This window comes from Luteitalea sp. TBR-22, assembly GCF_016865485.1.
Taxonomy (GTDB): Bacteria; Acidobacteriota; Vicinamibacteria; order Vicinamibacterales; family Vicinamibacteraceae; genus Luteitalea.
This window is the reverse complement of sequence record NZ_AP024452.1, coordinates 4,609,643-4,633,124: the sequence shown is the minus strand read 5'-3', so window position 1 is coordinate 4,633,124 and position 23,482 is coordinate 4,609,643. Positions and strand designations below refer to the sequence as shown.

The 23,482-nt window shown below is 70.3% G+C and carries 19 protein-coding genes; 5 read left to right on the top strand and 14 right to left on the bottom strand.

The features are described 5' to 3' along the window. The first annotated feature begins 8 nt into the window (after positions 1 to 8). The gene (locus TBR22_RS19520; protein WP_239489505.1) at positions 9 to 1,148 is read left to right on the top strand and encodes a class I SAM-dependent methyltransferase; all 1,140 of its coding nucleotides are present in this window, start codon (positions 9 to 11) and stop codon (positions 1,146 to 1,148) included. Here TBR22_RS19520 and TBR22_RS19515 read toward each other — a convergent pair. Then, positions 1,145 to 2,293, bottom strand: coding sequence for a glycosyltransferase (locus tag TBR22_RS19515; RefSeq protein ID WP_239489504.1), 1,149 nt, complete (start codon positions 2,291 to 2,293; stop codon positions 1,145 to 1,147). The two genes, TBR22_RS19520 and TBR22_RS19515, sit on opposite strands and share 4 nt — an antisense overlap. 40 nt (positions 2,294 to 2,333) lie before the next feature. Between TBR22_RS19515 and TBR22_RS19510 the strand changes: the two genes are divergently transcribed. The 3 genes from TBR22_RS19510 to asnB all read left to right on the top strand — a co-directional run bounded on the left by TBR22_RS19510 (position 2,334) and on the right by asnB (position 7,239). Next, positions 2,334 to 3,593, top strand: a complete 1,260-nt coding sequence (locus TBR22_RS19510) for a glycosyltransferase (protein ID WP_239489503.1) — start codon at positions 2,334 to 2,336, stop codon at positions 3,591 to 3,593. Between the two features lie 26 nt (positions 3,594 to 3,619). Continuing rightward, on the top strand, positions 3,620 to 5,263 hold the full coding sequence (locus TBR22_RS19505; protein WP_239489502.1) for a hypothetical protein: 1,644 nt from the start codon (positions 3,620 to 3,622) through the stop codon (positions 5,261 to 5,263). 65 nt (positions 5,264 to 5,328) lie between these two features. Continuing rightward, positions 5,329 to 7,239 (top strand): asparagine synthase (glutamine-hydrolyzing), encoded by a 1,911-nt coding sequence (gene asnB, locus TBR22_RS19500; RefSeq protein WP_239489501.1) that lies wholly within the window; start codon positions 5,329 to 5,331, stop codon positions 7,237 to 7,239. A gap of 7 nt (positions 7,240 to 7,246) precedes the next feature. Here the strand turns inward: asnB and TBR22_RS19495 are convergent, their stop codons facing one another. The 4 genes from TBR22_RS19495 to TBR22_RS19480 are packed head-to-tail and all read right to left on the bottom strand — an operon-like array spanning position 7,247 to position 12,369. Beyond that, positions 7,247 to 8,218 carry a GDP-L-fucose synthase gene (locus TBR22_RS19495; protein ID WP_239489500.1) on the bottom strand — a complete coding sequence of 324 codons (972 nt, stop codon included), beginning with the start codon at positions 8,216 to 8,218 and terminating at the stop codon, positions 7,247 to 7,249. Then, the gene (locus tag TBR22_RS19490; protein ID WP_239489499.1) at positions 8,215 to 9,039 is read right to left on the bottom strand and encodes a class I SAM-dependent methyltransferase; all 825 of its coding nucleotides are present in this window, start codon (positions 9,037 to 9,039) and stop codon (positions 8,215 to 8,217) included. Before TBR22_RS19490 ends, TBR22_RS19495 begins: the two co-directional genes overlap by 4 nt. A gap of 7 nt (positions 9,040 to 9,046) precedes the next feature. After that, positions 9,047 to 10,549 (bottom strand): glycosyltransferase, encoded by a 1,503-nt coding sequence (locus TBR22_RS19485; RefSeq protein ID WP_239489498.1) that lies wholly within the window; start codon positions 10,547 to 10,549, stop codon positions 9,047 to 9,049. Beyond that, positions 10,546 to 12,369 carry a hypothetical protein gene (locus tag TBR22_RS19480; RefSeq protein WP_239489497.1) on the bottom strand — a complete coding sequence of 608 codons (1,824 nt, stop codon included), beginning with the start codon at positions 12,367 to 12,369 and terminating at the stop codon, positions 10,546 to 10,548. Before TBR22_RS19480 ends, TBR22_RS19485 begins: the two co-directional genes overlap by 4 nt. A gap of 228 nt (positions 12,370 to 12,597) precedes the next feature. On the opposite strand from TBR22_RS19480, the gene TBR22_RS19475 reads away from it, so the two are divergent. Continuing rightward, positions 12,598 to 14,058, top strand: coding sequence for a nucleoside-diphosphate sugar epimerase/dehydratase (locus tag TBR22_RS19475; RefSeq protein ID WP_239489496.1), 1,461 nt, complete (start codon positions 12,598 to 12,600; stop codon positions 14,056 to 14,058). Here TBR22_RS19475 and TBR22_RS19470 read toward each other — a convergent pair. The 9 genes from TBR22_RS19470 to TBR22_RS19430 all read right to left on the bottom strand — a co-directional run bounded on the left by TBR22_RS19470 (position 14,036) and on the right by TBR22_RS19430 (position 23,481). Continuing rightward, a complete protein-coding gene (locus tag TBR22_RS19470) occupies positions 14,036 to 14,995 on the bottom strand; it encodes a GDP-mannose 4,6-dehydratase (RefSeq protein ID WP_239489495.1) in 960 nt (319 codons plus the stop codon). The two genes, TBR22_RS19475 and TBR22_RS19470, sit on opposite strands and share 23 nt — an antisense overlap. Positions 14,996 to 15,012: 17 nt before the next feature. Then, positions 15,013 to 15,780, bottom strand: a complete 768-nt coding sequence (locus tag TBR22_RS19465) for a glycosyltransferase family 2 protein (protein ID WP_239489494.1) — start codon at positions 15,778 to 15,780, stop codon at positions 15,013 to 15,015. After that, positions 15,773 to 16,462 carry a class I SAM-dependent methyltransferase gene (locus tag TBR22_RS19460; protein WP_239489493.1) on the bottom strand — a complete coding sequence of 230 codons (690 nt, stop codon included), beginning with the start codon at positions 16,460 to 16,462 and terminating at the stop codon, positions 15,773 to 15,775. Before TBR22_RS19460 ends, TBR22_RS19465 begins: the two co-directional genes overlap by 8 nt. Next, positions 16,441 to 17,517: an NAD-dependent epimerase/dehydratase family protein gene (locus TBR22_RS19455; RefSeq protein ID WP_239489492.1), complete on the bottom strand. Its 1,077-nt coding sequence runs from the start codon at positions 17,515 to 17,517 to the stop codon at positions 16,441 to 16,443. The genes TBR22_RS19460 and TBR22_RS19455 overlap by 22 nt, the downstream gene beginning before the upstream one ends. Positions 17,518 to 17,548: 31 nt before the next feature. After that, complete coding sequence (locus TBR22_RS19450) at positions 17,549 to 18,622, bottom strand: NAD-dependent epimerase/dehydratase family protein (protein ID WP_239489491.1); 1,074 nt, start codon at positions 18,620 to 18,622, stop codon at positions 17,549 to 17,551. Further along, on the bottom strand, positions 18,619 to 19,497 hold the full coding sequence (locus tag TBR22_RS19445; RefSeq protein ID WP_239489490.1) for a DUF3108 domain-containing protein: 879 nt from the start codon (positions 19,495 to 19,497) through the stop codon (positions 18,619 to 18,621). The genes TBR22_RS19450 and TBR22_RS19445 overlap by 4 nt, the downstream gene beginning before the upstream one ends. 216 nt (positions 19,498 to 19,713) lie before the next feature. Beyond that, positions 19,714 to 21,243, bottom strand: coding sequence for a bifunctional 2-polyprenyl-6-hydroxyphenol methylase/3-demethylubiquinol 3-O-methyltransferase UbiG (locus TBR22_RS19440; protein WP_239489489.1), 1,530 nt, complete (start codon positions 21,241 to 21,243; stop codon positions 19,714 to 19,716). Between the two features lie 11 nt (positions 21,244 to 21,254). After that, positions 21,255 to 22,040, bottom strand: a complete 786-nt coding sequence (locus TBR22_RS19435; RefSeq protein ID WP_239489488.1) for a thiazole synthase — start codon at positions 22,038 to 22,040, stop codon at positions 21,255 to 21,257. Continuing rightward, entirely contained in the window at positions 22,015 to 23,481 is a 1,467-nt protein-coding gene (locus TBR22_RS19430) for a hypothetical protein (protein WP_239489487.1), read from the bottom strand. Before TBR22_RS19430 ends, TBR22_RS19435 begins: the two co-directional genes overlap by 26 nt. Between the last annotated feature and the right edge of the window lies 1 nt (position 23,482).

Genomic DNA, 23,482 nt, shown 5'->3' with positions numbered 1-23,482 from the left:
CCACCGACATGCCAGACCACGATTGCCGCCTCTGCGGCGCCCGTCCCCTCGTGCCCGCGCTCGTGATCGAGCGCGCGCCGCGCAACGTGCAGCGGCTGTTGCGAGCCGCCGAGCGTGCGGCCGACCGGCCGATCACGCTCACCGTGTACCAGTGCGGACGCTGCGGCTTCGTGCAGATTCCCCCGGTGCTCGAGGACACGTACTACGACGACTACATGATGGTCGCCACGCACTCGCCGCAGATGCAGGCCTTCCAGGCCGCGCAGGCGTCCGACTTCGTGACGCGCTTCGGCCTGGCCGGCAAGGCGGTCGTGGAGGTCGGCTGCGGCGACGGCAACTACCTCGACCACCTGGCGCGGGCCGGTGCCCGCGTGCGCGGCATCGAGCCCTCCCGTGTGACGCGCGAGCTGGCCAGGGCGCGAGGCCATGCGGTGGAGGAGGGTTACGTCACCGCCGATCGCGTGCTCGAGGGCGGACCCTTCGACGCCTTCGTGACGAGGCAGGTGATGGAGCACGTCCCCGACATCCACGGCGTGCTGGCGGGCATCCGCCGGAACCTTCGGCCGGGTGCCGTGGGGCTGATCGAGGTGCCCAGCCTCGAGAAGGCGCTGGCCGACGCGCGCTTCTACGACTTCTTCTCGGACCACGTGAACTACTTCTCGTTCGCGACGCTGCGGCTTGCCGCGGAGATGCACGGCTTCGAGGTGCTCGAGGTGCGGCAGGACATGCATGACGAGTACGACACCGCGATCGTCCGCCATGTGGCGGCCGCGGACCTGTCGGGCGTGCAGCGCGCCGTGAACGACCTCGCGGGCCAGTTGCGGGCCTTCATCACCGCGCAGCGCGCCGCCGGACGCGCCGTGGCAATCTGGGGCGCGGGTGGCAAGGGCCTGAGCGTCCTCGCCTCGTCGGGCATCAGCGACGTCGACCTGCTGGTCGACAGTGACCCCAACAAGCACGGCTTCTACACGCCCGTCTCGCACCTCCTCGTCGAGCCGCCGTCGGTGCTCGCCTCGCGCGGCATCGGCGCCGTCGTCGTGACGGCGATGGCTTACCGGGCCGAGGTCCTGCGCACGCTCCGGGAGGATCTCGGGTTCCGCGGTGTCGTGGCGTTGCTCGGCGAGCAGTTGGAGGTGGTCGAGGGTTAGCGCTGCTCGACGGCGTCGCGGTACGTCTCGGCGTACCGCGCCGCGGCGCTCGCGATCGAGTAGTGCGCCACGACGCGTGCCCGGGCCCGGGCGCCGAGGGCCTGACGGGCGTCCGCCGGCAGTGCCGTGATGCCGGCGAGCGTCGAGGCGAGCGCACCGGGTTGGGCTGGCGGCACCACCAGCGTCGGCTCGGCCACCAGCGCCGCCGAGTCGCCCACGTCGGTCACCACCACCGGCAGGCCGGTGGCCATGGCCTCGGCCACCGCATTGGGAAAGCCCTCCCCATGCGACGGCGCGCATCCGACGTCGCAGGCGTTCCACACGGCCGGCATGTCGTCGCGCGGCCCCAGCAGGTGCACGCGCGGCACGCAGGCGGGCGCCCGGCGGGCCAGTGCGGCGTAGGCCGGCGCGTCCCACCCGACGCCGGCGCCTGCGACGAGCACGTGGACGTCCGGAGCGGCAGGCAACCAGTCGGCCAGCGCGTCGGCGAGCACGTCATGGCCCTTCATCGGGTCGTATCGGGCGCCGACGCCGACGACCACGGCAGCCTCCGGGATGCCGAGCGCCGACCGCACCACGGCGCGTCTGCGCCCGTCGGGCGCGTACTCGTCCGTGTCGATCCCGTTGGGCAGCACGCGCCAGGCGCGCGGACGGTAGCCGAGGGCCGCGTGGGCGGAGACGCCGGCCTCCGAGTTGGCAATGATCAGCGCCGGGCGGCGGGAGAGGCGAGCGCACAGCGAGCGCGTGGCGCCGGAGAGCCACCCGTACTGCCGCATGTCCATCACCGACGCCCGCAGGTTCCACACCAGCGTCGGCGAGGTCCCGCCCACGGTCGCCAGCGTCCCGAGCAGGTCGGCGTGGTACAGCCACGTCTCGAGCAGGTCGGCGCGCCACTCCCGCAGAATCCGTCGCAGGGCCAGGGGCGCGGCCGCGCTCACCCGCCCACGCCGCAGCCCGAGGCACCGCACGTCGTACCCGTCACGCGCCAGGGCAGTGCCGAGCGGACCGGCGTCGGTCATCGAGATCACCAGGTGTGAGACGACGGCCGGATCCATCGCGCGCACGAGCCGGGACAGCATCTTCTCGGCGCCGCCGACGTCGAGGTCGGTGATCAGGTGCGCCACGCGCAACGGAGGAGGCGGCAAGGCAGGGGCCACCTTACTACGAGTGCTATCATCCGCGCTCGTGACGACAGACGCCGCCGCGCCCTCGGCCGCGCGTGCCGCCCTGCCCCTGCGTGTCTGCTTCGTGGTGCGGTCCCTCGACACCGGGGGCGCCGAGCGACAGCTTGTCGAACTGGTACGGGGAATGCCGCCGGCCGAGTTCGACTGGACGGTGCTCACCTTCTACGGAGGTGGCGCCCTCGAGCGCGAACTCGACGGACTCCCGAATGCGCGCGTGCGCTGCCTCGGCAAGAGCGGCCGCTGGGACACCGCCGGCTTCCTGGTGCGGCTGGTCCGCGAGGTCCGCCGTGCCCGCCCCGACGTGGTGCACGGCTCTCAGGGCGTGGCCAACGAGGCGGCGCTGCTGGCGGGCCGACTGCTCCGTCGGCCGGTCATCTGGCGCCTCGGCGCGTCGGACATGGATTTCACCCTGTACGACTGGAGCCTGGCGGCGATCTTCAGGATGGGGGCGCGCCTTTCGCCCTTCCCCGATGCCATCGTCGTCAACTCCTGCGCCGGGTTTGCCTTTCATGTCGCGCAGGGCTGGTCGGATCGGCGCATGACGGTCGTACCCAACGGGTTCGATACCGAGCGCTTCACCCGGACCCTCGACGGGCGACGACGGCTCCGGGCGGAGTGGGGCATCCCCGAGGACGCCGTGCTCGTCGGCCTGGTGGCGCGCCTGGACCCCATCAAGGACCATGAAACCTTCCTCGTGGCTGCCACGGAGCTGGCCGATCGTTGCCCGACCATGCGCTTCGTGTGCATCGGCGACGGCGTCCCGGCGTTTCGCAACGGCCTGCAGCAGCGGGCAGAGGAACTCGGGCTCGGCGATCGGCTGATCTGGGCTGGCGAGTGTGCGCGGATGGTCGACGCGTACAGCAGCCTGGATATCGCGTGCCTGACGTCGATCAGCGAGGGCCTGCCCAACGTGATCGGCGAAGCCATGAGTTGCGAGGTGTCTTGCGTGGTGACCGATGTCGGCGACTGCGCGAGGGTCGTGGGGGACACCGGCATCGTGGTCCCGAGGCAATCGCCCTCGGCGTTCGCCGACGCGATCCTCGGGCTGGCCGCAGCGCCGGCCTCGGAGCGGCTGGCGCTGGGCCGCCGCGCACGGGCGCGAATCGTCGAGCGATTCAGTCGGAACACGTACGTCGCCGCCATGTCCGACCTGCTTCGGGGGGCCGCCACGGCCCGCCGACGGCCCAACGAATTTGCTGCCACCCGGGAGCGACTCCTGGCGGCCGCATGTCATCGCAGCACGCCTCGGGCTCCCGTCTGAGGCGTGCTACCCTCGGTGGGTTTCTCGTGGACGCTGCTCACACCATCGACAGCCACGCCTCGCCCCTGGCCAGCCGTTCGTTTGCATGGACCTGTGCCGGCCTGCTCGCCATCGCTGGCCTGCTCCCGCTGCTGCTCGGCTGGTCGAACGGGGCACATCTGTGGATGCTCGGCTGCGGCCTGCTCGTCGGCGCCGCGCTCACGGCGGCGCAGCCCTTGTCGTGGCGCGGCGAGTTCCGAGGCCTCTTCCTGCTCGCCCTGACCGTCCGCGCTGTCCTGCACCTTGCCGTCTACGGTTGGGCGCGGTCGGCCGACGGCCCGTACCTGAGCCCTGACGCCACGCTCTACTTCGGCCAGAGCCTCCAGCTCTCGTTGGCCGGCATGCGCCTGCCGTTGCCGCCCTACGTGTACTTCGGGACGTTCGACTGCGCCCACTACTACCTCTTCGGCGCAGCGCGCTGGCTGGCGGGCGCCGACCTCTTCAGCTTGCAGATGGTCAACATCATCCTGTCGTCGTTGGTGGGGCCGTTGACATATGCCATCGCGCGTCGCCTCGCGGTGCCCTACGCCCTCGCGGTCGGCGTCATCGTGGCGTTGTACCCGTCACTGATCGCGTTATCGATCAACGACCTCATGAAGGACGCCAGCGTCATCGGTTTCTTCATGGTCGGCGCCTGGGCGACGGTCGAGCTCTGGCGCGCCGACAGTGGGACCATGCGCCGGGTGGTGCTGGTGGCTACTGCGGTCGTCGTGTTGTCGTACGTGCGGATGTCGCGTTTCTACGTGCCGGCGTTCTTCGAGGCGGGGTTGCTGGTCGCGATCGGGGTCGCCTTGGCAAGGCAGGTCGTGGGTGTACCGGCGTCGCCTCTCAATCGATCCGCCGTCCTGGGCCTGACGGCCGCCATCCTGCTCGTCGAACTGATTCCCATGGGGCTGGGGTGGCCGTCGTCGCCGGTGATGGTGTGGCGGGCCTTCAACCAATCACTCGACACAGCGGAAATGCGACTGTCTGCCGTAGGGATGGTCGACCGGATGCAGGCCGGCGGGAACGTGGGGCCGAAGCACTCCGGCGACTTGTCGGCCAGCGGCAACCTGAGCATGCGCGCCAGCGACGTGGTTGCGCAGGTGGCGAGGGGGGCGGCGTCCGGCGAGCGCCTTGCCCCGTTCGTCCAGCCCGCGCCGCCTCCGGTGACCGCGGCGCCGCAGGGGCCGCCGCCGACGATGCGGCAGCGGTTCGTCCGCATCGCGGCCAATGGCGTGCGCAAGCTCTTCGGCCCGTTTCCGTGGGTGATGCCGACCTCCTGGGACGCGCGCACCATCCTGGTGGGCGACTACCTGATGTTCCCGGGCATGATCATCTGGTACCTGCTCCTGCCGCTGGCGCTGGCGGGGCTGCTGCTGGTGCCCTGGACGGCCCTCCGGCAGGGACAGTTCGCCTATCCGTTGCTCGCCCTCACGGCGTTCGTGGGTATCCTGTTCCTGCAGTACCTCGTGCTGAACCTCTCGTACCGGCAGCGCGAGTTCATGTTCCCGTTCCTGGCCCTCGGCGCGGCCTTCGTCGTCAGCCGTCGTCCCGCATCGAAGTGGCCAGTGCTGGGATACGCCGCCTATCTCGGCTGCATCGTGCTGCTCGCCGGCGTCCACCTGGCGTTGCGGTCGCGCGTGCTCTGACGCGCCGGGCACGCTGGACACCTGAGACGGCGTGCCGATGACGGCACCATCGAAGAGGACACCACGTGTGCGGCATCGCAGGACGCATCAACTTCCGCAGCGGCGCGCCGGTCGACCCCACGCACGTCACGGCGATGTGCGACTTCCTCCGCCATCGCGGACCCGACGGTGAGGGCGTCTGGTCCGACGGCCCCGTGGCCTTCGGTCATCGACGCCTGTCGATCATCGACCTGTCGAGTGCCGGCGCGCAGCCGATGTGCACGGCCGATCGCCGCCTCTGGCTGACGTTCAACGGCGAGATCTACAACTTCCAGGACGTGCGCCGCACGCTCGAGGGCAAGGGCTACACGTTCCGCTCGCACTCGGACTCGGAAGTCATCCTCGCGGCCTACGACGCCTACGGCGACGACTGCGTGCAGCATTTCGTCGGCATGTTCGCGTTCGCGATCTGGGACACCCGCCGGCGCCGGGCGCTGCTCGCGCGTGACCGCGTGGGCAAGAAGCCGCTCTTCTACCGGTTCGACGCCGACGGCATGGCCTTCGCGTCGGAAGTGCGTGCGTTCTTCGGGGAGCCGGGGTTCCGCGCCGAGCCGGACCCGCAGGCGATCGCCGACTACCTCGGGCTGCAGTACGTGCCGACTCCGGGGAGCGCCTTCAAGGGCGTCCACAAGCTGCCTCCCGGCCACGTGATGACCATCGAGGATGGTGCCTCCCGCATCACCTCGTACTGGTCGCTGCAGTACCAGCCGAAGCTGTCGCTCACGGAAGACGAGGCGGTCGAGGCGGTCGAGGAGGCGCTCGACCGCGCCGTGCGCGACCGACTCGTGAGCGACGTGCCGCTCGGCGCCTTCCTGAGCGGCGGTATCGACTCGGGCACCGTCGTCGCGTTGATGGCCCGCCACTCGTCGGGGCCCGTCAGGACGTTCTCGATCGGCTTCACCGAGGAGCGCTACAACGAACTGCCCGCGGCACGCCTGGTGGCGGAGCGATACGGCACCAGCCACGAGGAATTCGTCGTCGAGCCGGACGCGATTGCGCTGATGCCGAAGCTGGTGTGGCACTACGGCGAGCCCTACGCGGACTCGTCGGCGCTGCCGTCGTTCATCCTCGCGGAGATGACGCGGCGCCACGTGACGGTGGCCCTCAACGGCGATGGCGGCGACGAGAGCTTCGCGGGCTACACGCGGTACGTGGCCAGTCTGGCGGCTGCCAGGATCGACGGCGTGCTGCCTGCCTGGCTGCGACGGCTCCCGGCGCTGGCGAGCGGTCCGCTGGCGCACGCCTTCCCGACGCCGCTCCTGCGCAGCGCCCACCGCTTCCTCGATCGGCTCGGCGACACCACCGAACAGCGCTATGCCGCGTGGATGCTGCACTTCGACCTGAAGCGCAAGCGGGCGATCTGTCGGGAGTCGTTCCTCGAGGCAGTGACGCCCGACGTGGTGCCCGCGATGGAAGCCGTGCTGGCCCGGTCGACGGGGCCGGACCTCGTGGACCGGTTGCTGGACCTCGACGTGCGGACCTACCTGCTGGACGACCTGCTGGTGAAGGTCGACATCGCGACCATGGCGCACTCGCTCGAGGCGCGGTCGCCGTTGCTGGACCACCGCCTCATGGAACTGGCGGCGCGCCTGCCCTCGACGTTCAAGATCAAGGACGGTCGCGTGAAGAAGCACCTCCTGCGCCGCGTGGCGGGGAAGTTGCTGCCAGCAGAGATCCTCGAGCGTCCGAAGATGGGCTTCGGCGTGCCGCTCGACCGCTGGTTCCAGGATCGGCTGCAGGGCCACGCGCGCGAGATCCTGCTCGACGAGCGCACCCTGAGCCGGGGGTACTTCAAGCCGCAAGAGGTCCGGCGCATCCTCGACGAGCATGCGTCGGGCCGGGTGTTCTGGCACTACCAGATCTGGAACCTGCTGATGCTCGAAGGGTGGTTCCGGACCTTCATCGACGCGCGCCCGTCACTCGCGCCGCCCGGCTGATCGCGCGTCAGGCTTCGGAAGCCGCAGGGACGACGGTGGCCATGCGCGCCTCGGACTGGTGGCGCAGGAACCAGTCGTAGGTCTGCGCGATGCCTTCCCGCAACTCGTAGCGGTGACGCCACCCGAGGCCGTGCAGGCGGGAGACGTCGAGGAGCTTGCGCGGCGTGCCGTCGGGGCGCGACGTGTCGAAGGTAATCGTCGCCTCCGGATACACCACCTCGCCGACCATCGTGGCCAGCTCACGGATGGTGAGGTCGACGCCGGTGCCGACGTTGATGTGCGTGTCGCCCTCGTACCGCTCCATCAGGAACACACAGGCGTCGGCGAGGTCGTCGACGTGCAGGAACTCGCGTCGCGGCGTGCCCGAGCCCCAGACGACCACCGAGCGGTCGCCTTGCGCCTTGGCATCGTGGAACTTCCGCATCAGCGCCGGGAGGACGTGAGAGCTGGTCAGGTCGAAGTTGTCGCCGGGACCGTACAGGTTGGTCGGCATCGCCGAGATGAAGTTGCTGCCGTACTGCGTTCGATAGGCCTGGCACAGCTTGATGCCGGCGATCTTGGCGATCGCGTACGGCTCGTTGGTCGGCTCGAGCTGGCCGCTCAACAACTCGCCTTCCTCGATCGGCTGGTGAGCCAGGCGAGGGTAGATGCACGAGCTGCCGAGGTAGAGCAGCTTGCGGACCCCGTACAGGTGGGCCGCGTGCACCACCGTCGCGTGGATCATCAGGTTGTCGTAGATGAACTCCGCGGGCCGCGTCGAGTTGGCCAGGATGCCGCCCACCGTGCCGGCCACCAGGTACACGTACTCGGGCCGGTTGGCGCGGAACCAGTAGTTGACCGCGGCCTGGTCGCGGAGGTCGAGCTGCTCACGCGTCGCCGTGATCGGGTTGGCGTGACCCAGTTCGCCCAGCCGGCGCACGATCGCCGAGCCGACGAGGCCACGGTGGCCGGCAACGAAAATCCTCGCGTCCTTGTTCACCGCGTGTCTCCCTTGTCCGGGCCGCTCGACGCGCCGACGGCCTGCGTGCCCTCGTCGGTCCGGCGAAGGACGATGAAGGCGAACATCGCGAGCCGGCCCGAAAGCGGTTGCAGCGCGCGTTCGACGGCGGCCCACGGGCGGTACGTCCAGCCGGGCATCATCGCCCGCATCGAGACACCGCCCGATAGAAGATACCTGAACGGCATGATCGGGCGCAGCACCTCGATGCGCCACGCCGGGAACTCGCGCTCGAACCGGGCACGGTCGCGCGCGAAGAGGATCCATGGCAGGGCGCCGTTGGCGCCCGACAGCGGCCCGGTCGACGGAAAGGCCCAGGAGGTGGCCTGCGGCTCGAACGGCTCGTGGTGCAGGTGCCGGTACACCAGGCTCGACCAGTCGGTGTGCCACGGCTCCACCATGGCGATCACGCCGCCCGGGCGGGTGCACCTCGCGGCCTCGTGCAGGAACTGCTCCACGTCGGGCACGTGGTGGAGCACGTCGGTCATCACCACACCGCGCAGCGTGCCGTCGGCGAAGGGCAGGTGCGTGGCGTCGAGCACGGCCTTGAGCCCAGGGCACTGGAAGATCTCGGTCGGGATCAGGCCCTCGATGTACTCGTCGAGGAATCCGGCGCCGGCGCCGAGTTCGAGCACCGGCGCCCGCCCTGCCGGGACGGCCGCAGCGAGCAACCGATACCAGTCGTCGTAGAGCCGACGCAGGAAGGGCTTGGTCGCGATGATCTCGCGACGGATGGCGGTGGTCCGCGGGTCGTCGATGGCGATGCCGCGGGTGAGGGGATGCTCGAGCAGCGCCTTCAGCACGCGTGCCTCACACGAACTTGATGCGTCTCGCGGCGAAGATCACCATGCGCAGCAGCAGCCAGCCATGGCTCCAGCGCTGGATGTTGGTCGACCCGTAGGTCCGCTCGCGGTACCTGATCGGCACGTCCACGATCTTCAGGCCCTGCTTGGCCGCGCCGAAGAGCAGGTCGAAGTCGCCGAACGGATCGAACTCGCCGAAGTAGGCGCGGTTGGCGGCAATGCGCTCGTATTCGCGCCGCCACAGCACCTTGGTGCCGCACAGCGTGTCCTTGAGGGACTGTCCGAGCAGCCACGAGAAGGCCGCGCTGAAGAACTTGTTGCCCAGCAGGTTCAGGAAGCGCATCGCCTGCTTCTCCTGCGGGTACACCAGACGCACGCCGTTGGCGAAGTCCGCCTTGCCCGACGCCACGGCCTCGTAGAAGCGCGGCAGGTCCTCGGGCGGCATCGTCAGGTCGGCGTCGAGGATCATCAGGATGTCGCCGCGTGCCTCGGCGAATCCCAGGCGGACGGCGTCGCCCTTGCCCTTGCCCGTCTGGCGGAAGGCGCGGCTCGGCACGTCGGGATGCGCCGCCATCTCGCGCTCGATCGCGGCCCAGGTGTCGTCGGATGAGTGGCCCTCGACGAAGATCAACTCCGTGCCGCCTCCCATCCGCGGCGTGCGCTCGAAGGCCGCCCGGATGTTGCCCGCCTCGTTCCTGGCCGGCACGATGACCGACACGGTGGGACGATCGCGGCCTGCCGCGGCGGGGGACCCGGCATCCAGTGCGCCGGCGCGCGGCCGTGCGACCACGAAGTGCGCCAGCGCCAGGTGCCGGAAGGGCCACAGCTTGGCCAGGAACCTGTTGCACAGGCGCGCGAGGCCGGGCACGCGCAGCGGGCACAGCACTTCCTCCCACGATCGCACGACCTCGAGGTCGGCCAGGTACAGCAGGTTGGCCATGTCGGGCGTCGTCAGCCAGTTCTGGTAGAGCAGGGGCCGCGTCAGGCCGAGGCGGCCCGCCGCGCGCAGCGGGAGTTCCCACAGGTGGCTGTAGAAGTTCATCACCACCCGCGTGCGCGGATGGGAGAGGCGACGCACGTGGTCGAGTACGGACTGGACGTCCCACAGGTCGTTGACCAGGTCCGACAGGATGATCACGTCGAACGGCTCGGTCAGGTGCTGCAGCGCATGCGCGTCGGCGACCTCGAAGGTGAGGGCCGGGTGCGCCTGCCGGGCGCGCTCGATCATCTCGCGCGACATGTCGATGCCGACGCCGTGCGCCGGCTTGACCGCGGCCAGCAGATGACCGGCGCCGCACCCGAGTTCCAGCACCCGCTGGCCCTCCGGGACCTGCAGCCGATACACCTCCGCCAGCCGCGCGTGATAGTACGCGCCCCAGTTCGGGGCGCGGTCGCCCATGCGGGCCACGCCGTCCCAGTGGGCGGTTCGTTCGGTGCGGTAGCGCTCGGCCGCCGACGGTGTGACGCCGGTCGATGCCTCGGTCATGTCGATCGTCTCTGCTGGATTCATGCCGGCGTGTGTGCGGCGGGCCGCGTCCACCTGCGAAGGGCCTGACCCGCGAGGACCAACGCGTACGTCGCCGCGAACAGCACCAGCGGGTACGCCGTGTAACTGTGCCGGTACAGCTCCACGAGGCGTCGATCGTACAGAAAGGCCACCGGGAATTCGATGATGAGGAACGCGATGGGAATCCAGCGGTAGCGCGCCACGACGGCGCAGGCGATCATGCCGATCCCCGCCAGCACGACGAACACCTGATCGATCAACGGCACGCGGCACACCCCGTTGCCCACCTCCAGTTTCACCGGGCAGGCGCGCATCATGACGAACAGCTTGCCGTAGCCCCGGGTGGTGCCGACCAGCAGTTCCGCGGGCGTGTGCATGCCGAACATGTACTCGCCGTAGCTCAGCGGAGGACCGACGTAGCCACTGGCCTGCAGCTGCTCGGCCGTCGGAAAGCCCGGCTGGCCCACGAACTCCCAGTTGGCGTTCCACCGCGCGTAACGCGCCGTGTCCCAGAAGGGGTCACCCCGGAGGCGATACATGCTGTGGCGATGGGGCGCCATCAGCAGGATCACGCCGAGCGCGGCCACCCCGGCGGCGGCCGCCCACCGGACGAGAGACAGCGGGCGCACGCGCAAGAACGCAAGCGCGTTGAGCGCCACGACCACTGGCAGGTACGTCGCGCGCGTCAGCGTCATCGCCGCGCCCAGCGCCGTGAGGACGACGACCATCGGGCGCAGGCTCGACCACTCCCGCACGAAAGCCGCCCAGAAGTACCCCATGCAGAGGAGCAGTTCGAACTCCAGCCGCAGGCCGCGTGGCGCCTCGGTGACCAGCACCGTGCTCAGGGCGACGACCACCCCGATCCCCTGCCCGGCGACCCTGCCGAACAGGCTCCGTCCGAGTCGCATGATGGCCCAGAGGCTCGCGGTGCTCAGCACCGCTCCCTGCATGCGGAACCCGACCTCGGAGAGGACGAAGGCCCGTCCCCACAGCCATGTGAAGAAGATGAACCCGGGTTCCCGCTCACCGAACCGAGCCGAGTAGAAGCCCGTGTCCGAGAACGGCACCATCAGGTGGGCGAACCGCAGATAACCTTCCGCGTCGGGCTCGAGCGGCACCAGCGCCAACAGCGTCACGGCGCGGTACCGCAGCGTGCCGCCGACCGCGATGATCAGCGCCGTCGTCGCGGCGAGGCGCCAGTCGCGCGAGAGCAGGACGGCCGCCAGGCCGAAGCAGAGCAGCATGGCGAAGACGTGGAGCACCCTCGCGTCCATGGACGCGACGCCGCCCTCACCATCCATCACCGTCAGCTTGTCGAGCGCGAGCACGAGGTTCGGCGACGGGTTCTCGACCTCGAACCGCACGAACACCGGGGATGGCCGCCGCCCACGGATGCCGAGATCGACCGGGGCCGACGTCAGCGTCGTGTCCTGCAGGACCGGCCGATACGTGAGGCCACCGTCCTCGGACACGAGCACGCGGTTGTGCCCGCCGGGCGGCAGATACCACCACAGCACGACGAAGGGATTGGCCCGGGGCGCGCTGAATCGGTACACGAGGTGCCCCGTCGCCGACGGCGCGAGGCACCATCCGTCACCGCAGCGCGACAGGCCCTGCACGTCGGTCACGCCGGCCGAAGGGGCGTCGCCCTGGTTGAAGTCTTCGGTCAGGACTGGCGCTGCCGGCTCCCGCGCGAACAGGATGCGGTTCAGATCGCCGCGGAACACCCAGGCCCCGATCATCACCACCGCGAGCGCGGCCAGGATCCGCCACGGGGCGAGGCGTGTCGGTGGTGATGGTGTCGTGAAGGCTGGCGAGGGCATCGACGCATGCCGCGCGGCGCGGCTGTTCTCGGCCGGAACGCCCGATAGCATAGCAGTTCGTCGCGACCGCGCTGGCGCGCCGCGCACGCCGCTCCGCATGCCGACCGGTGCAGGTGGGGTTACCATCGGGGCCCGGATGATCACGACCGTTCCGAGCCCTCGCGCCGCCACCGTCCGGACGCATCACCGCACCCGGCCAGGCGGCGTCCTGACAGCCGAAGGGCAGCGATGACCTCCGGCGAATCACCGCGCCGCATCCTGCTCGTCGGCGCCGGCCATACCGCCCGCCTGCTGGCCGAGGGCCTCGCGGCCGAGGCCCACGGCCTGCGGCTGGTGGCCGTCCTCGACGACGACCCCGCGCGCCTCGGCACGCGCCTGGGTACCGCCCTGGTCGAGGGAGCGGTCAGCGCACTGGCCGAGGTCGCACGCCGACACGAGGCCACCGAGGTCGTCATCGCCATCCCCAGCCTCACCGGCGGGCGGCTTCGCGAGATCGTCGCCGCGGCGCGTGGCGCCGGGCTTCCGGCCAGCACCATGCCCGGCATCGTCGAGCTGCTCGGGCGCTCGATCACGCCCCGGCAGTTGCGGCCGGTGGAACTCGGCGACCTGTTGCGCCGCACCGAGGTCCGCTGCGACGACCCGCCGCCGGCCTACCTCCACGGCCAGTGCGTCCTCATCACCGGGGGCGGTGGCTCCATCGGTCGTGAACTGGCCCGGCAGGTGTGCCGGGCAGCACCGGCGCGCGTCATCCTGCTCGGGCACGGGGAGAACAGCATCCACGCCGCGCACGCCGACCTGACGGCCGACGCCGACGCACCGCCGATCGTGCCGGTGATCGCCGACATCACCGATCGTCGCAGCCTGGCGCGCGTCTTCGCCACCCACGCGCCCGGCGTGGTCTTCCACGCGGCGGCCCACAAGCACGTGCCGCTGATGGAGCAGTTCCCCGCCGAGGCCGTGAGGAACAACGTGCTCGGCACGCGCAACGTCGTCGCCTGCGCCGAGGCTGCCGGCGTCCCGCGGCTGCTCTTCGTGTCCACCGACAAGGCCGTCGCCCCGGCCAGCGTGATGGGCGCCACCAAGCGCGTGTGCGAGTGGATCGTGCGCGCCGCGGCAGCGCGCACCGGGCACCGCTACGTATCGGTGCGCTTCGGCAACGTCCTCGGCAGCCGCGGCAGCGTCGTGCCGGTCCTCGAGAAGCAGATCCTCCGAGGCGGGCCCGTCACGCTGACCGACCCGGCGATGTCGCGCTTCTTCATGACCATCCCCGAGGCCGTCTACCTCGTCCTGCAGGCGGGCGGCATCGACGATGACGGGCAGCTGTACGTACTGGACATGGGCGCGCCAGTGCGCCTGGTGGACCTGGCCGCGGACCTGATCCAGCTGGCCGGCGGCGGCGACGTGCCGATCGTGTTCACGGGACTGCGGCCGGGCGAGAAGCTGGCCGAGGCGCTGTGGGAAGCCGGGTGCGAGGTGGTCCCGACGGGCAGGGGCGACGTGTTGCGCGTCACCGAGCCGGCGCGAGCGCCAGCCGGCCGGGCCCTCGACCGCGTGGTCCTCCGCCTCATCGCCGCGGCCCGGCGCGGTGATGCCGACGCGATCCACGCGCGGCTGGCCGAGGCGATCCCGACGTTCGTGTCGAGCCGCCTCGTCCCGCCGCCCGATCCTACGCGCGCATGTAGTCGATGACCTCGCGCAGGATCTGGTCGAGGCCCACCCTGGGCTCGTAGCCGACGAGGTTGCGAATCTTGGTGAGGTCGGGCACGCGGCGCGGCATGTCCTCGAAGCCCGATTCGTAGGCCTGGTCGTACGGGATGCGGACGATCTCCGACGCGCTGCCGGTCATCGCCTTCACCTTCTCGGCCAGCGCGTTGATGGTGATCTCCTCGCCGTTGCCGATGTTGAACACCTGCCCGATGGCCTTCGGTTCGGCCACCAGCGCCAGCAGGGCCCGCACGACATCGCCGACGTAGGTGAAGCTGCGCGACTGGGTGCCGTCGCCGTGCACGGTGATGGGCGTGCCCGCCAGCGCCTGCTTCACGAAGTTGGGGATGACCATGCCGTACTGGCCGGACTGACGGGGGCCCACCGTGTTGAAGAAGCGCACGATGATCACCGGCAGCTTGCGTTCCTTGTGGTAGGCCAGGCCCAGGAACTCGTCGATCGCCTTGCTGCAGGCGTACGCCCAGCGGTGCTTGTGCGTCGGCCCCATCACCAGGTCCTGATCCTCGTTGAACGGCACGTCGGTGCTCTTGCCGTACACCTCCGACGTCGAGGCGATCACCACCAGCTTCTTCTTCTTGTTGGCCTGCCGCAGCACGACCTCGGTGCCGTGCACGTTGTTCTCGATCGTGGCGACCGGCTCCTCGACGATCTTCTTGACGCCCACCGCCGCGGCCAGGTGGAAGATCACGTCGGCCTCGTCGACCAGCTCGGCCAGCAGCCGCTCGTTGTCCACCGTGTCGACCGTGTACGAGAACGCGGGGTTCGGCTTCAGGTGCGCGATGTTGCCGATCGAGCCGGTGGACAGATCGTCGATCACGTGGACCCGATGGCCGGCAGCCAGCAGGGCATCCGACAGGTGGGATCCGATGAAGCCGGCACCGCCGGTGATCAGCACATGCATGGTCGTAGACAATCCTCTCAGCGGTCCGGGGCCGCATGCTGGGGCTTCCGGTAGTCCCCTCGCGACAACACCTTCTCCAGCCACACGTACAGGACGATGAAGAGGTACCGGCTCCCCATCTCCTTGATCTTCAGCTTCGACACGCCGCTCGTCCGGTTGTACCAGTTGATCGGCACCACCGCGTACGTGTAGCCGCGCACGATCGCCTTCAGGGGCAGCTCCACCGTGAGGTTGAAGTGCTTGCTCAGGTACGGCCGGCAGCCCTCGATGGCCTCGCGCCGGTAGCACTTGAACGCGTTGGTCACGTCGTTCAGGCGCAGGCCGAACAGCAGGCGGATGAACCCGTTGGCGACCCTGTTCAGCAGGAGCTTGTGCCGGGGGTAGTCCACCACGCGGGCCCCCCGCACGAACCGCGACCCGAACACGCAATCGTACCCGGAGGCGAGCGTCCGGTAATAGGTCACCAGGTCGGCCGGGTCGTCGGAGGCGTCGGCCATGACGATCGCCACGGCGTCGCCGGCAAACGCCTCGAGGCCGGCGATGACGGCATGCCCGAAGCCGCCCGGCCTGGGATTGTCGACGCGCCGCAGTTCCGGCAGCTCGCCGGCCAGGGCCGCCAGCACCGCAGCGGTGCCGTCGGTGCTGTGGTCGTCCACCACGAGCAGCTCGAACGGGATCGCCTCGGCCCGCAGGCGGGCGGCAAACGTCCTCAGCGTCCCGGTGATGCCCTCGGCCTCGTTATGGGCAGGAATCACCACCGAGAGGGTCAACGGCGCGTCAGGCACGGGGCGTGGCGATCAGGAAGCTCTGCTGTCCGAAGATGCGCCACGCGGGACGCAGCTTGAGGTACAGCTTCAGCAGGGCGATGGAGTTCGGCAGCCGCCCCTGTGTGGTGAACGGCAGGAACCGCCGGAGCACGTACGGCACCCGGAAGCCCGTCATCTCGAGCGCCTCGGTGAGGCTCCGGTCGCAGAGCGGCGTGATGTGATCGAAGAACTGCCAGTAGTCTTCCTTGCAGTACCGGATGTTGGGCTGCAGGACGAGGAACCGGCCGCCGGGCTTGAGGATCCGTCGCACCTCGCGCAGGGTCGAGAGGATGTCCTCACGCGTCAGGTGCTCGAGGAAATTGCTGGCAAACACCACGTCGGCGCTCGCGTCGCCCAGCGGCGCGATGTGCGAGGTGGAGGACGTGATCACGGCGACGTCGGGGCCGGCGTGCCCGCGCGTGTCCGGATTGAGGTCGACGGCCACCTTCCGGCCGGCGCGAATGTGGTTGATGAACTCGCAGTAGCCGGCGCCGATCTCGACGACCGTGGCATCCGCAGGCACGTACTGCTGGAAGAAGTCGCGACAGAGGACGTCCCACATCTGCCGACGGAACGCCAGCGTGTCGCCGAACCGGCGCTCGTACACGGCCTGGACGTCGACACCACCCGCTGCCCCGCTCACGGTTGAAGTGCCGTCCATCGGTCGACGTTCCGGTCGTGGATGTCGCGCAGCAGGCTCCGGACGTCGTGCTGCTGGACCCAGGTCGGGTAGTGGCGCCTGAACTTGCCGATGTCGCTCACGTACCAGATGTGGTCGCCGATGCGGTTCTTCTCCTCGTAGGACCAGGACAGCTCGCGGCCCGCGATTTCCTCGCACAGCGTGATCGCCTCGAGCATCGAGCAGTGCGAGAACCGCGAGCCGCCGATGTTGTAGACCTCGCCGGCGCGCGGCGCGTCGACGAAGGCGTGCAGCGCGCTGACCAGGTCGGCGCTGTGGATGTTGTCGCGCACCTGCTTGCCCTTGTAGCCGAACACGCGGTACGGGGTGCCGGTCACGGTGCACTTCATCAGGTACGCCAGGAAGCCGTGCAGCATCGTGCCCGAGTGGTGCGGCCCGGTGAGGCAGCCGCCGCGGAACACGCCCGTCCGCATCCCGAAGTAGCGCCCGTACTCCTGCACGAGCACGTCGGCGGCGACCTTGGATGCGCCGAACAGCGAGTGCGTCGACTGGTCGATGCTCATCGACTCGTCGATCCCGTCCGCGAAGGGATGCGACGGGTCGATCTCCCAGCGCGTCTCCTGCTCGACCAGCGGCAGGCGGTTCGGCGTGTCGCCGTACACCTTGTTGGTCGAGGTGAACACGAAGACGGCGTCCGGGCAGTGCTCGCGGCACGCCTCGAGGAGGTTGAGCGTGCCGATGGCGTTGACCCCGAAATCGGTGAACGGCTCGCGGGCGGCCCAGTCGTGCGACGGCTGCGCCGCCGTGTGGATCACGGCCGCGATGGCCGTGCCGTACTGCGCCACGACGGCATTGATGGCCGCCGCATCGCGGATGTCGACGTCGTGATGGCGATACTGCCGGCCGTGGCGCCGCTCGAGCTCGTCGCGCTGCCAGGCCGTGGACGCCTCGTCGCCGAAGAAGCGACGGCGCATGTCGTTGTCGATGCCGGCGACGTCGTACCCACGGGCCACGAACGAGTCGACGGCTTCCGAGCCAATCAGGCCGGCCGAGCCGGTGATGAGGGCGACAGCCATCAGCGCAGTGTACCTTCCGGGTCCCGTCGGGTCATATGCCTGCCGCCTGCAGGGCAGGGCCGTGCTCGACCATCCACGCGTGCAGGTCCCGCAACACGTCGGCCGGCGTCCGCCGAGGCGCCCAACCGGTGGCCGCCGTCACCCGCGCGTTGTCGGTCAGGTACAGCTTGATGTCGGCCACGCGCATCGCCGGATTCGGCGTGATGTCGAGGCGCCTGCCCGTGATGGCCTCGCACAGGGCCGTGGTCTCCCGCAACGACAGGCTGCACGCCCGGCCGCCGCCGACGTTGAACAGCTGGCCGTCGAGGCGCTCGAACTGCTCGACCTCGGCGACCACCAGGTCGGCCAGGTCCTCGACGTGCAGCAGGTCGCGCACCTGCTTGCCCTGGCCGTTCCACCCGTTGTAGGTCAGGGCGCCCCCGTGCAGGTGCCGCGCCATCCACAGCGAGAACACGCCCTGGTCGACCTTGCCCATCTGCCAGGGGCCCGCGATCACGCCGCAGCGGTTCACGATGGTCGGCACGCCGAAGGCCTCGTGGTACTCCGCGATGAGCAACTCGGAGGCGAGCTTGGTGGCGCCGTAGATCGACCGCGTGCCGGCCAGCGGGAAGTCCTCGGCGACGCCGCGCGTCGACAACCCGGGGCCGTGCGGCGCGTCGGCGATCTCGAACCGCGTGTCGCCTTCGACCGTCGCAATCGCGTTGAGCGCGGCGATGGGATAGACGCGGCTCGTCGACAGGAACAGCACGGCGGCGCCAGCCTTGCGGGCCAGTTCGAGGCAATGGACCGTGCCGGTCAGGTTGGTGTCGACCACGTAGCTGGGGTCGCCGTCGTAGCCGGCGAGCACCGAGGGCTCGGCCGAACACTCGAGGAGGAGGTCGAGATCCTTGCCGAGCGGGCCGAGGTCGGCCGGCTGGCGGATGTCGCCGTGGACGAACGTCACGCCGGCCTGGCGCAGCCGGGCCAGGTTGAGCTCGCTGCCACGCCTCCGCAGGTTGTCCAGCGCGATGACCGTGGCGCCCGGCCAGGCCTGCCGCGCGCGGAGGGCCAGCGCCGATCCGACGAAGCCGGCACCCCCGGTCACCAGGACGCGGGCTGGCGTCAACGCGCCTCCTTGAGCGTCAGCACGAAGGAGCCCACCGGCAACTGTGCCTGGATCCGCAGCGGCAACCGTCGCGCATCGTCGGAGATCCACACGGCGAGGCCGCGGCCGACCACCTGCCCCTTCTGGTCGCGGATCGACGGCACGATCTTCCAGCCGCCCACCTGGCCGAGGCCCGTCTTGATCGACTCCTTGGCGCCCACCGTCAGCGTCACGCGATAGAGGTACCCGCTGTCGGAAACGCCGAACGACGTGCTGGCGCCAGGTGCGAGGTTCATCGTGCGCATCGCCATCAGCGCCGAGAGGCCGTCGTGCGTCGGGCCGGGCAGGGTCTGGTCGACCTGCATCGTGGTCGAGGTGCGCATCTGGAACACCGCGCTGCGCCTGGCCTGCTCGAAGCGCGTCTCCTTCATGCGCTGGCGGCCGTTCTCGTTGCTGAACACCGACCCGCGCTGCGGGAACAGCGTGTAGGCATCCATCAGCGAATCGGCCTTGTAGTAGACCGAATACAGCTTGGAGAGCAGGGCGGTGGGCCGACCCTCGGCAAAGACGTACCAGGCCGTGGAGCCGTACGAGGCGCGCTTGTCGCGCACCACCATGGTGGCCGCGCCGGCGGTCAGGTAATCGGACCACGACACGTCGTAGGTCAGGGTCTCGCCGGCCTTGAAGGGCACCACCTTCTCGGGGCCGGTCGGCCTGGCTGGCGTGGACGGGGCGCCCGTGGCAGGCGCGCCGGGCCGCGGCGGCGCCGGGGCGCCCGGCTTGGGCGGTGGGCCCACCGGGCCGCCGAGGCGCGAGGGCAGGCGCTGGGCGCCCGTCGCGAGCGCGAGCGGGCCGACGAGGGTGAGAAGAACCAGCAGGAGGTGGCGCGTCGTCATGCGTGCATCAAGGCGGCCGGCCGAGGGCGGGCCAACAGGCAAGTATAGCCGTCGGTTCCGTACCTGCCGCCCGCTCGTGTGCCGGGCTCGTCCGGGTGTCTGCGCGTCGGCCCTGCCGGACGCTTGCACCTTGCCGCCGGTGCCGGCCGCCCGGTTGCCCCGTTGCCCGGTTGCCCGCTGCCCGGTTGCCCGGTTGCCCGGTGCCCGGAGTGCGGCCTACGGCTTGCGCGCAATCACCGCGTAGTCGAGGTGGGTGAACAGCAGGCTGTTGAGCGTGTCGACGTTGGCGTTCAGCGCGTAGTGCATGGCGTCGCTCCCCGGCACGTGCTGCAGCTTGTGCGCCTCGGGGTACGGCGAGCGGAACTGCACGTCGACGTGCGGGAACCCGCTGGCGCGCACGAAGTACGCGAGCGTCTCTGGGTGCAGCGGCCGGACGTGCGTGATGTCGCGCACGTAGCTCTGGAAGAAGGCGAACCAGCACGCGACATTGACGGTCTCGAGCGCCAGCACGCCGCCCGGGCGCAGCACGTCGTGCGCGCGCTGCAGCAGCGCCACCAGATAGTCGGGCTGCAGGTGCTCCACGACCTGCGCCGCGAAGATGCCGCCGAGGCTGTCGTCGGGCAGGCCGCGCAGGTGGCCGAGCGCGTCGCCTTCGAGCGCGTCGAGGCCGCGTTGACGGCACTCCTCGACCATCTCGTGGTTGATGTCCAGCCCGCGGCTGCGGATTCCCTGCTGACGGAGCAGTTCGAGGAACTCGCCGCGCCCGCACCCGATGTCCAGCACGTCCTGCTGGCCCGCGAACACCGGCAGGTAGTCCTTCAGCCGCTCCCTGATGACCGTCGTCGACCCGCGGAACTGGTCCTCGAAGCCGACGTACTTGAACGACTCGATCCCGCCGCGCGCGAAGGAGTTGTCGCTGGCCGCCGACGGCCCCGCCGACTCGACGTCCAGAGGGCCCGTCGCCGCGACGGGTTCCGGTGCCCGGTGCCCGGAACGCGGTTCCCGTTCGACGAGGCGTTCCACTTCGCGCTTGAGCGTCTGGGTCGCGCGGGTGACCACGCCGAGCGATTGCGCCAGTTGGGTGTGCGCGGCGTCGAGTGCGGCCACTCGCGCCTCGAAGCGCCGCTCGTGCACGGCCAGCCGCTCGAGGCGCTTGTTCAACTCGTCGCCCACCCCGCTGATCGCGCCGCCAGGGCCGACGGTCCGGTGGTGCAGCGTGTCGACGGCCTCGCCGACGTCCTCGAGCCGCCGCATGGCCAACCCGTCGAACTCGTAGTCCTTGGTGTCGACGTACGGCGTGAGCTGCTGCAGGTAGACGATGAGCGCGGAGTGGAAGGTGGCGAGCCGCTCCAGTTCGATGCGCAGCGTCTCGATCAGCGCGGCCTGGCTCTCGCGCACCGACCGCTCCGCCGCGACGTTCCGATTGACGTGATCGACCAGCGCCGCGTTGAACGCCTCCTGCCGCGCGAGGTAGGGGGCCACCACGGCGAGCACCGGCTTGAGCAGCAGGCCCTTCAGGCCGCCGACGACGGGAGCCGCCGAAAGCACCGCGTAGCGCTCGTTGAGCGTGGTGACCTGTGCCTCGTCGGCCGGTGCGGCCGGGTGCGGCATCTCCGGCACTGCGGGCAGCGCCGCGTCGAGCGCCGACAGCGCCGCGTTGTACGCAGCGTCGGCCTCCTCCCGCGCCGCCTTCAGGCGGGCGAGGTGGGCCTTGTCGATCGAGCGGGTGAAGCGGACGTCGGACATCGGCGCGCCAATTATGCGCGCGCCGAGGCGTGGATCGTGCCGGTGAGCGGGCTGCTGGCCGAGGCGTAGCGCTTCTTCGGGATGCGTCCGGCCAGGAAGGCCAGGCGGCCGGCCTCGACGGCGTGCCGCATCGCCCGGGCCATCAGCACCGGCTGGTCGGCTTGCGCGATCGCCGTGTTCAGCAGCACCGCGTCGGCGCCCAGTTCCATGGCGATGGCCGCATCGGAGGCCGTCCCCACGCCGGCATCGACGATGACGGGCACCCTGGCGAACTCCTTGATGATCGAGATGTTGTTCGGGTTCTGGATCCCCAGGCCCGAGCCGATCGGCGCGCCGAGCGGCATCACCGCGGCGGCGCCGGCGTCCTCCAGCTTCCGGCACACGATCGGATCGTCGGTCGTGTAGGGCAGCACGACGAACCCCTCCTTCACCAGCACCTTGGTGGCCTCGATCAGGGCCTCGTTGTCGGGGAACAGCGTCCGCTCGTCGCCGATCACCTCGAGCTTCACCCAGTGCGAGAGGCCCGCCTCGCGCCCGAGTCGTGCGGTGCGGATGGCGTCGTTGGCCGTGTAGCACGCCGCCGTGTTGGGCAGGATGAACAGGTTCGGCGTGATGAAGTCCATCAGCGAGGTGCCGCTCCGGTCGTTCAGGTCGACGCGACGCACGGCCACCGTGACGACCTCCGCACCCGAGGCCGCGTGGCACTCCCGCATCACCTCGTGCGACGGGTACTTGCCGGTCCCTACCAACAGGCGGGAGGTGAAGGTGCGATCAGCAATGGTCAGTGTGTCGGTCATGGTGATCAACGGTGGCGAAGGCCAGCGCCAGGCTCGCGGCGGCCGCCAGCCCCAGCAGCAGGGGAACAATGAAGACGAAGGAGGCGGGCACGTCCGCGGCAGCGTGCCGCACCAGGCCGAGCACGAGGCGGTCGTCGATGACGTCGCCCCCGGTCCCGCGGAGGTACAGCGCCGACGGGTCCAGCCGCGTCGGATAGGAAGTCCAGTAGTAACGGATCGTCTCGAGCAGCCCGAGGCCCGCCGCCGTCACGCTGGCGAGTGCCGCGAGCGGCAGCAGGGCGGCGCGGGCGCGCACCCGGTTGATCCCGCACGCCAGGACGACCGCCGCCGGCGCCAGCAGGGGGAACAACCACCGGCCCTGATGGATGTCCTGGGTGCCGAGCAGCACCTGCCGCACCGAAGGCTGCACCAGGCAGAGCACGGCGCAGGCCGCCCATGTGCCGACGACGGCCGCGTGCGGCAACGGCGAGTCGTGCGCGAGGCGCCTGACGGCGCCGGCCAGGCCGGCGGCCAGCAAGGCCACGCCGATCACTTCCGCGGCAGGTGGCGCCACGAGGGTGCTGGCGCCGAAGTTGCCCAGTCCGACCCACGACGAGGTGACCAGGGTGCCGACCTGTCCGAGCGCGTCCCGGCCTACCGCCACGACCTGCAGCCACGCCGGCGCCTCGAGCGGGGCACGGCCCTCCCCCCCGACGTACGGAGTACGGAACCAGAGCAGCGCGGCAGACGCCGTCGCGACGACCGAGGCCACCAGGAACGCCACGTAGCCCAGTGCAGAGCGTCCCCGCGCGCTGCTGACCAGCGGCACCAGCACTGCCAGCACGGGCAGCACCACCAGGAAGGTCGCCGTGTCCTTCCAGGCCAGGGCGAGGACCACGAACAGCAGCAACAAGGGCGGATCCCACCAGCGCCACTGCTGGAGGAGCATGCGCGACCCGGCCGTGAACGCCAGGGCGCTCCACGCGTTGGCCCAGGCGTCGGGAGTGACCCCGCCCGCGTGCGCGGCCGCCACCGGGTGCGCCGCCACCAGGAGCCCCGCCAACAGCGCGTCCGTGTGTCTCCCCGTGAGCGCGTGCCCCATCACCCACGCGCACGCGGCCACCACGGCCAGCGAACCGGCCTGCAGCAGGCGCAGCGCGAGCTGCGACGCCCGACCCGCAGTCGCGGAGCAGTAGGTCGACAGTTGCCACGCCGTGGCGCGTCGGAACCCGGGCTTGGTGGTGACGGGGATGAAGGGAAATCTCGCGTCCGGCGGCGCGATGCAGGACCGGAGCGTCGGCGGCGCCGTCTCCCAGGCGGTCGCCTGGACGGTGCTCATGTAGACGATCTCGTCGGACACCTGATACAGCGGGCGGACCAGCGCCTGTGCCCCGGCGTGCGCAAGGGCGAGCAGCACGACCACCGCCGCTCCGAGCGCCGGGCGGTCGACGAGGGCCCGCACT

Excerpts from the sequence above, each read along its gene's own strand:
- TBR22_RS19520 (WP_239489505.1), top strand. The coding sequence starts at position 9 with ATGCCAGACCACGATTGCCGCCTCTGCGGCGCCCGTCCCCTCGTGCCC.
- TBR22_RS19475 (WP_239489496.1), top strand. The coding sequence starts at position 12,598 with ATGACCTCCGGCGAATCACCGCGCCGCATCCTGCTCGTCGGCGCCGGC.
- TBR22_RS19470 (WP_239489495.1), bottom strand. The coding sequence starts at position 14,995 with ATGCATGTGCTGATCACCGGCGGTGCCGGCTTCATCGGATCCCACCTG.
- TBR22_RS19460 (WP_239489493.1), bottom strand. The coding sequence starts at position 16,462 with ATGGACGGCACTTCAACCGTGAGCGGGGCAGCGGGTGGTGTCGACGTC.
- TBR22_RS19485 (WP_239489498.1), bottom strand. The coding sequence starts at position 10,549 with ATGAATCCAGCAGAGACGATCGACATGACCGAGGCATCGACCGGCGTC.
- TBR22_RS19445 (WP_239489490.1), bottom strand. The coding sequence starts at position 19,497 with ATGACGACGCGCCACCTCCTGCTGGTTCTTCTCACCCTCGTCGGCCCG.
- TBR22_RS19480 (WP_239489497.1), bottom strand. The coding sequence starts at position 12,369 with ATGCCCTCGCCAGCCTTCACGACACCATCACCACCGACACGCCTCGCC.
- TBR22_RS19440 (WP_239489489.1), bottom strand. The coding sequence starts at position 21,243 with ATGTCCGACGTCCGCTTCACCCGCTCGATCGACAAGGCCCACCTCGCC.
- TBR22_RS19455 (WP_239489492.1), bottom strand. The coding sequence starts at position 17,517 with ATGGCTGTCGCCCTCATCACCGGCTCGGCCGGCCTGATTGGCTCGGAA.
- TBR22_RS19435 (WP_239489488.1), bottom strand. The coding sequence starts at position 22,040 with ATGACCGACACACTGACCATTGCTGATCGCACCTTCACCTCCCGCCTG.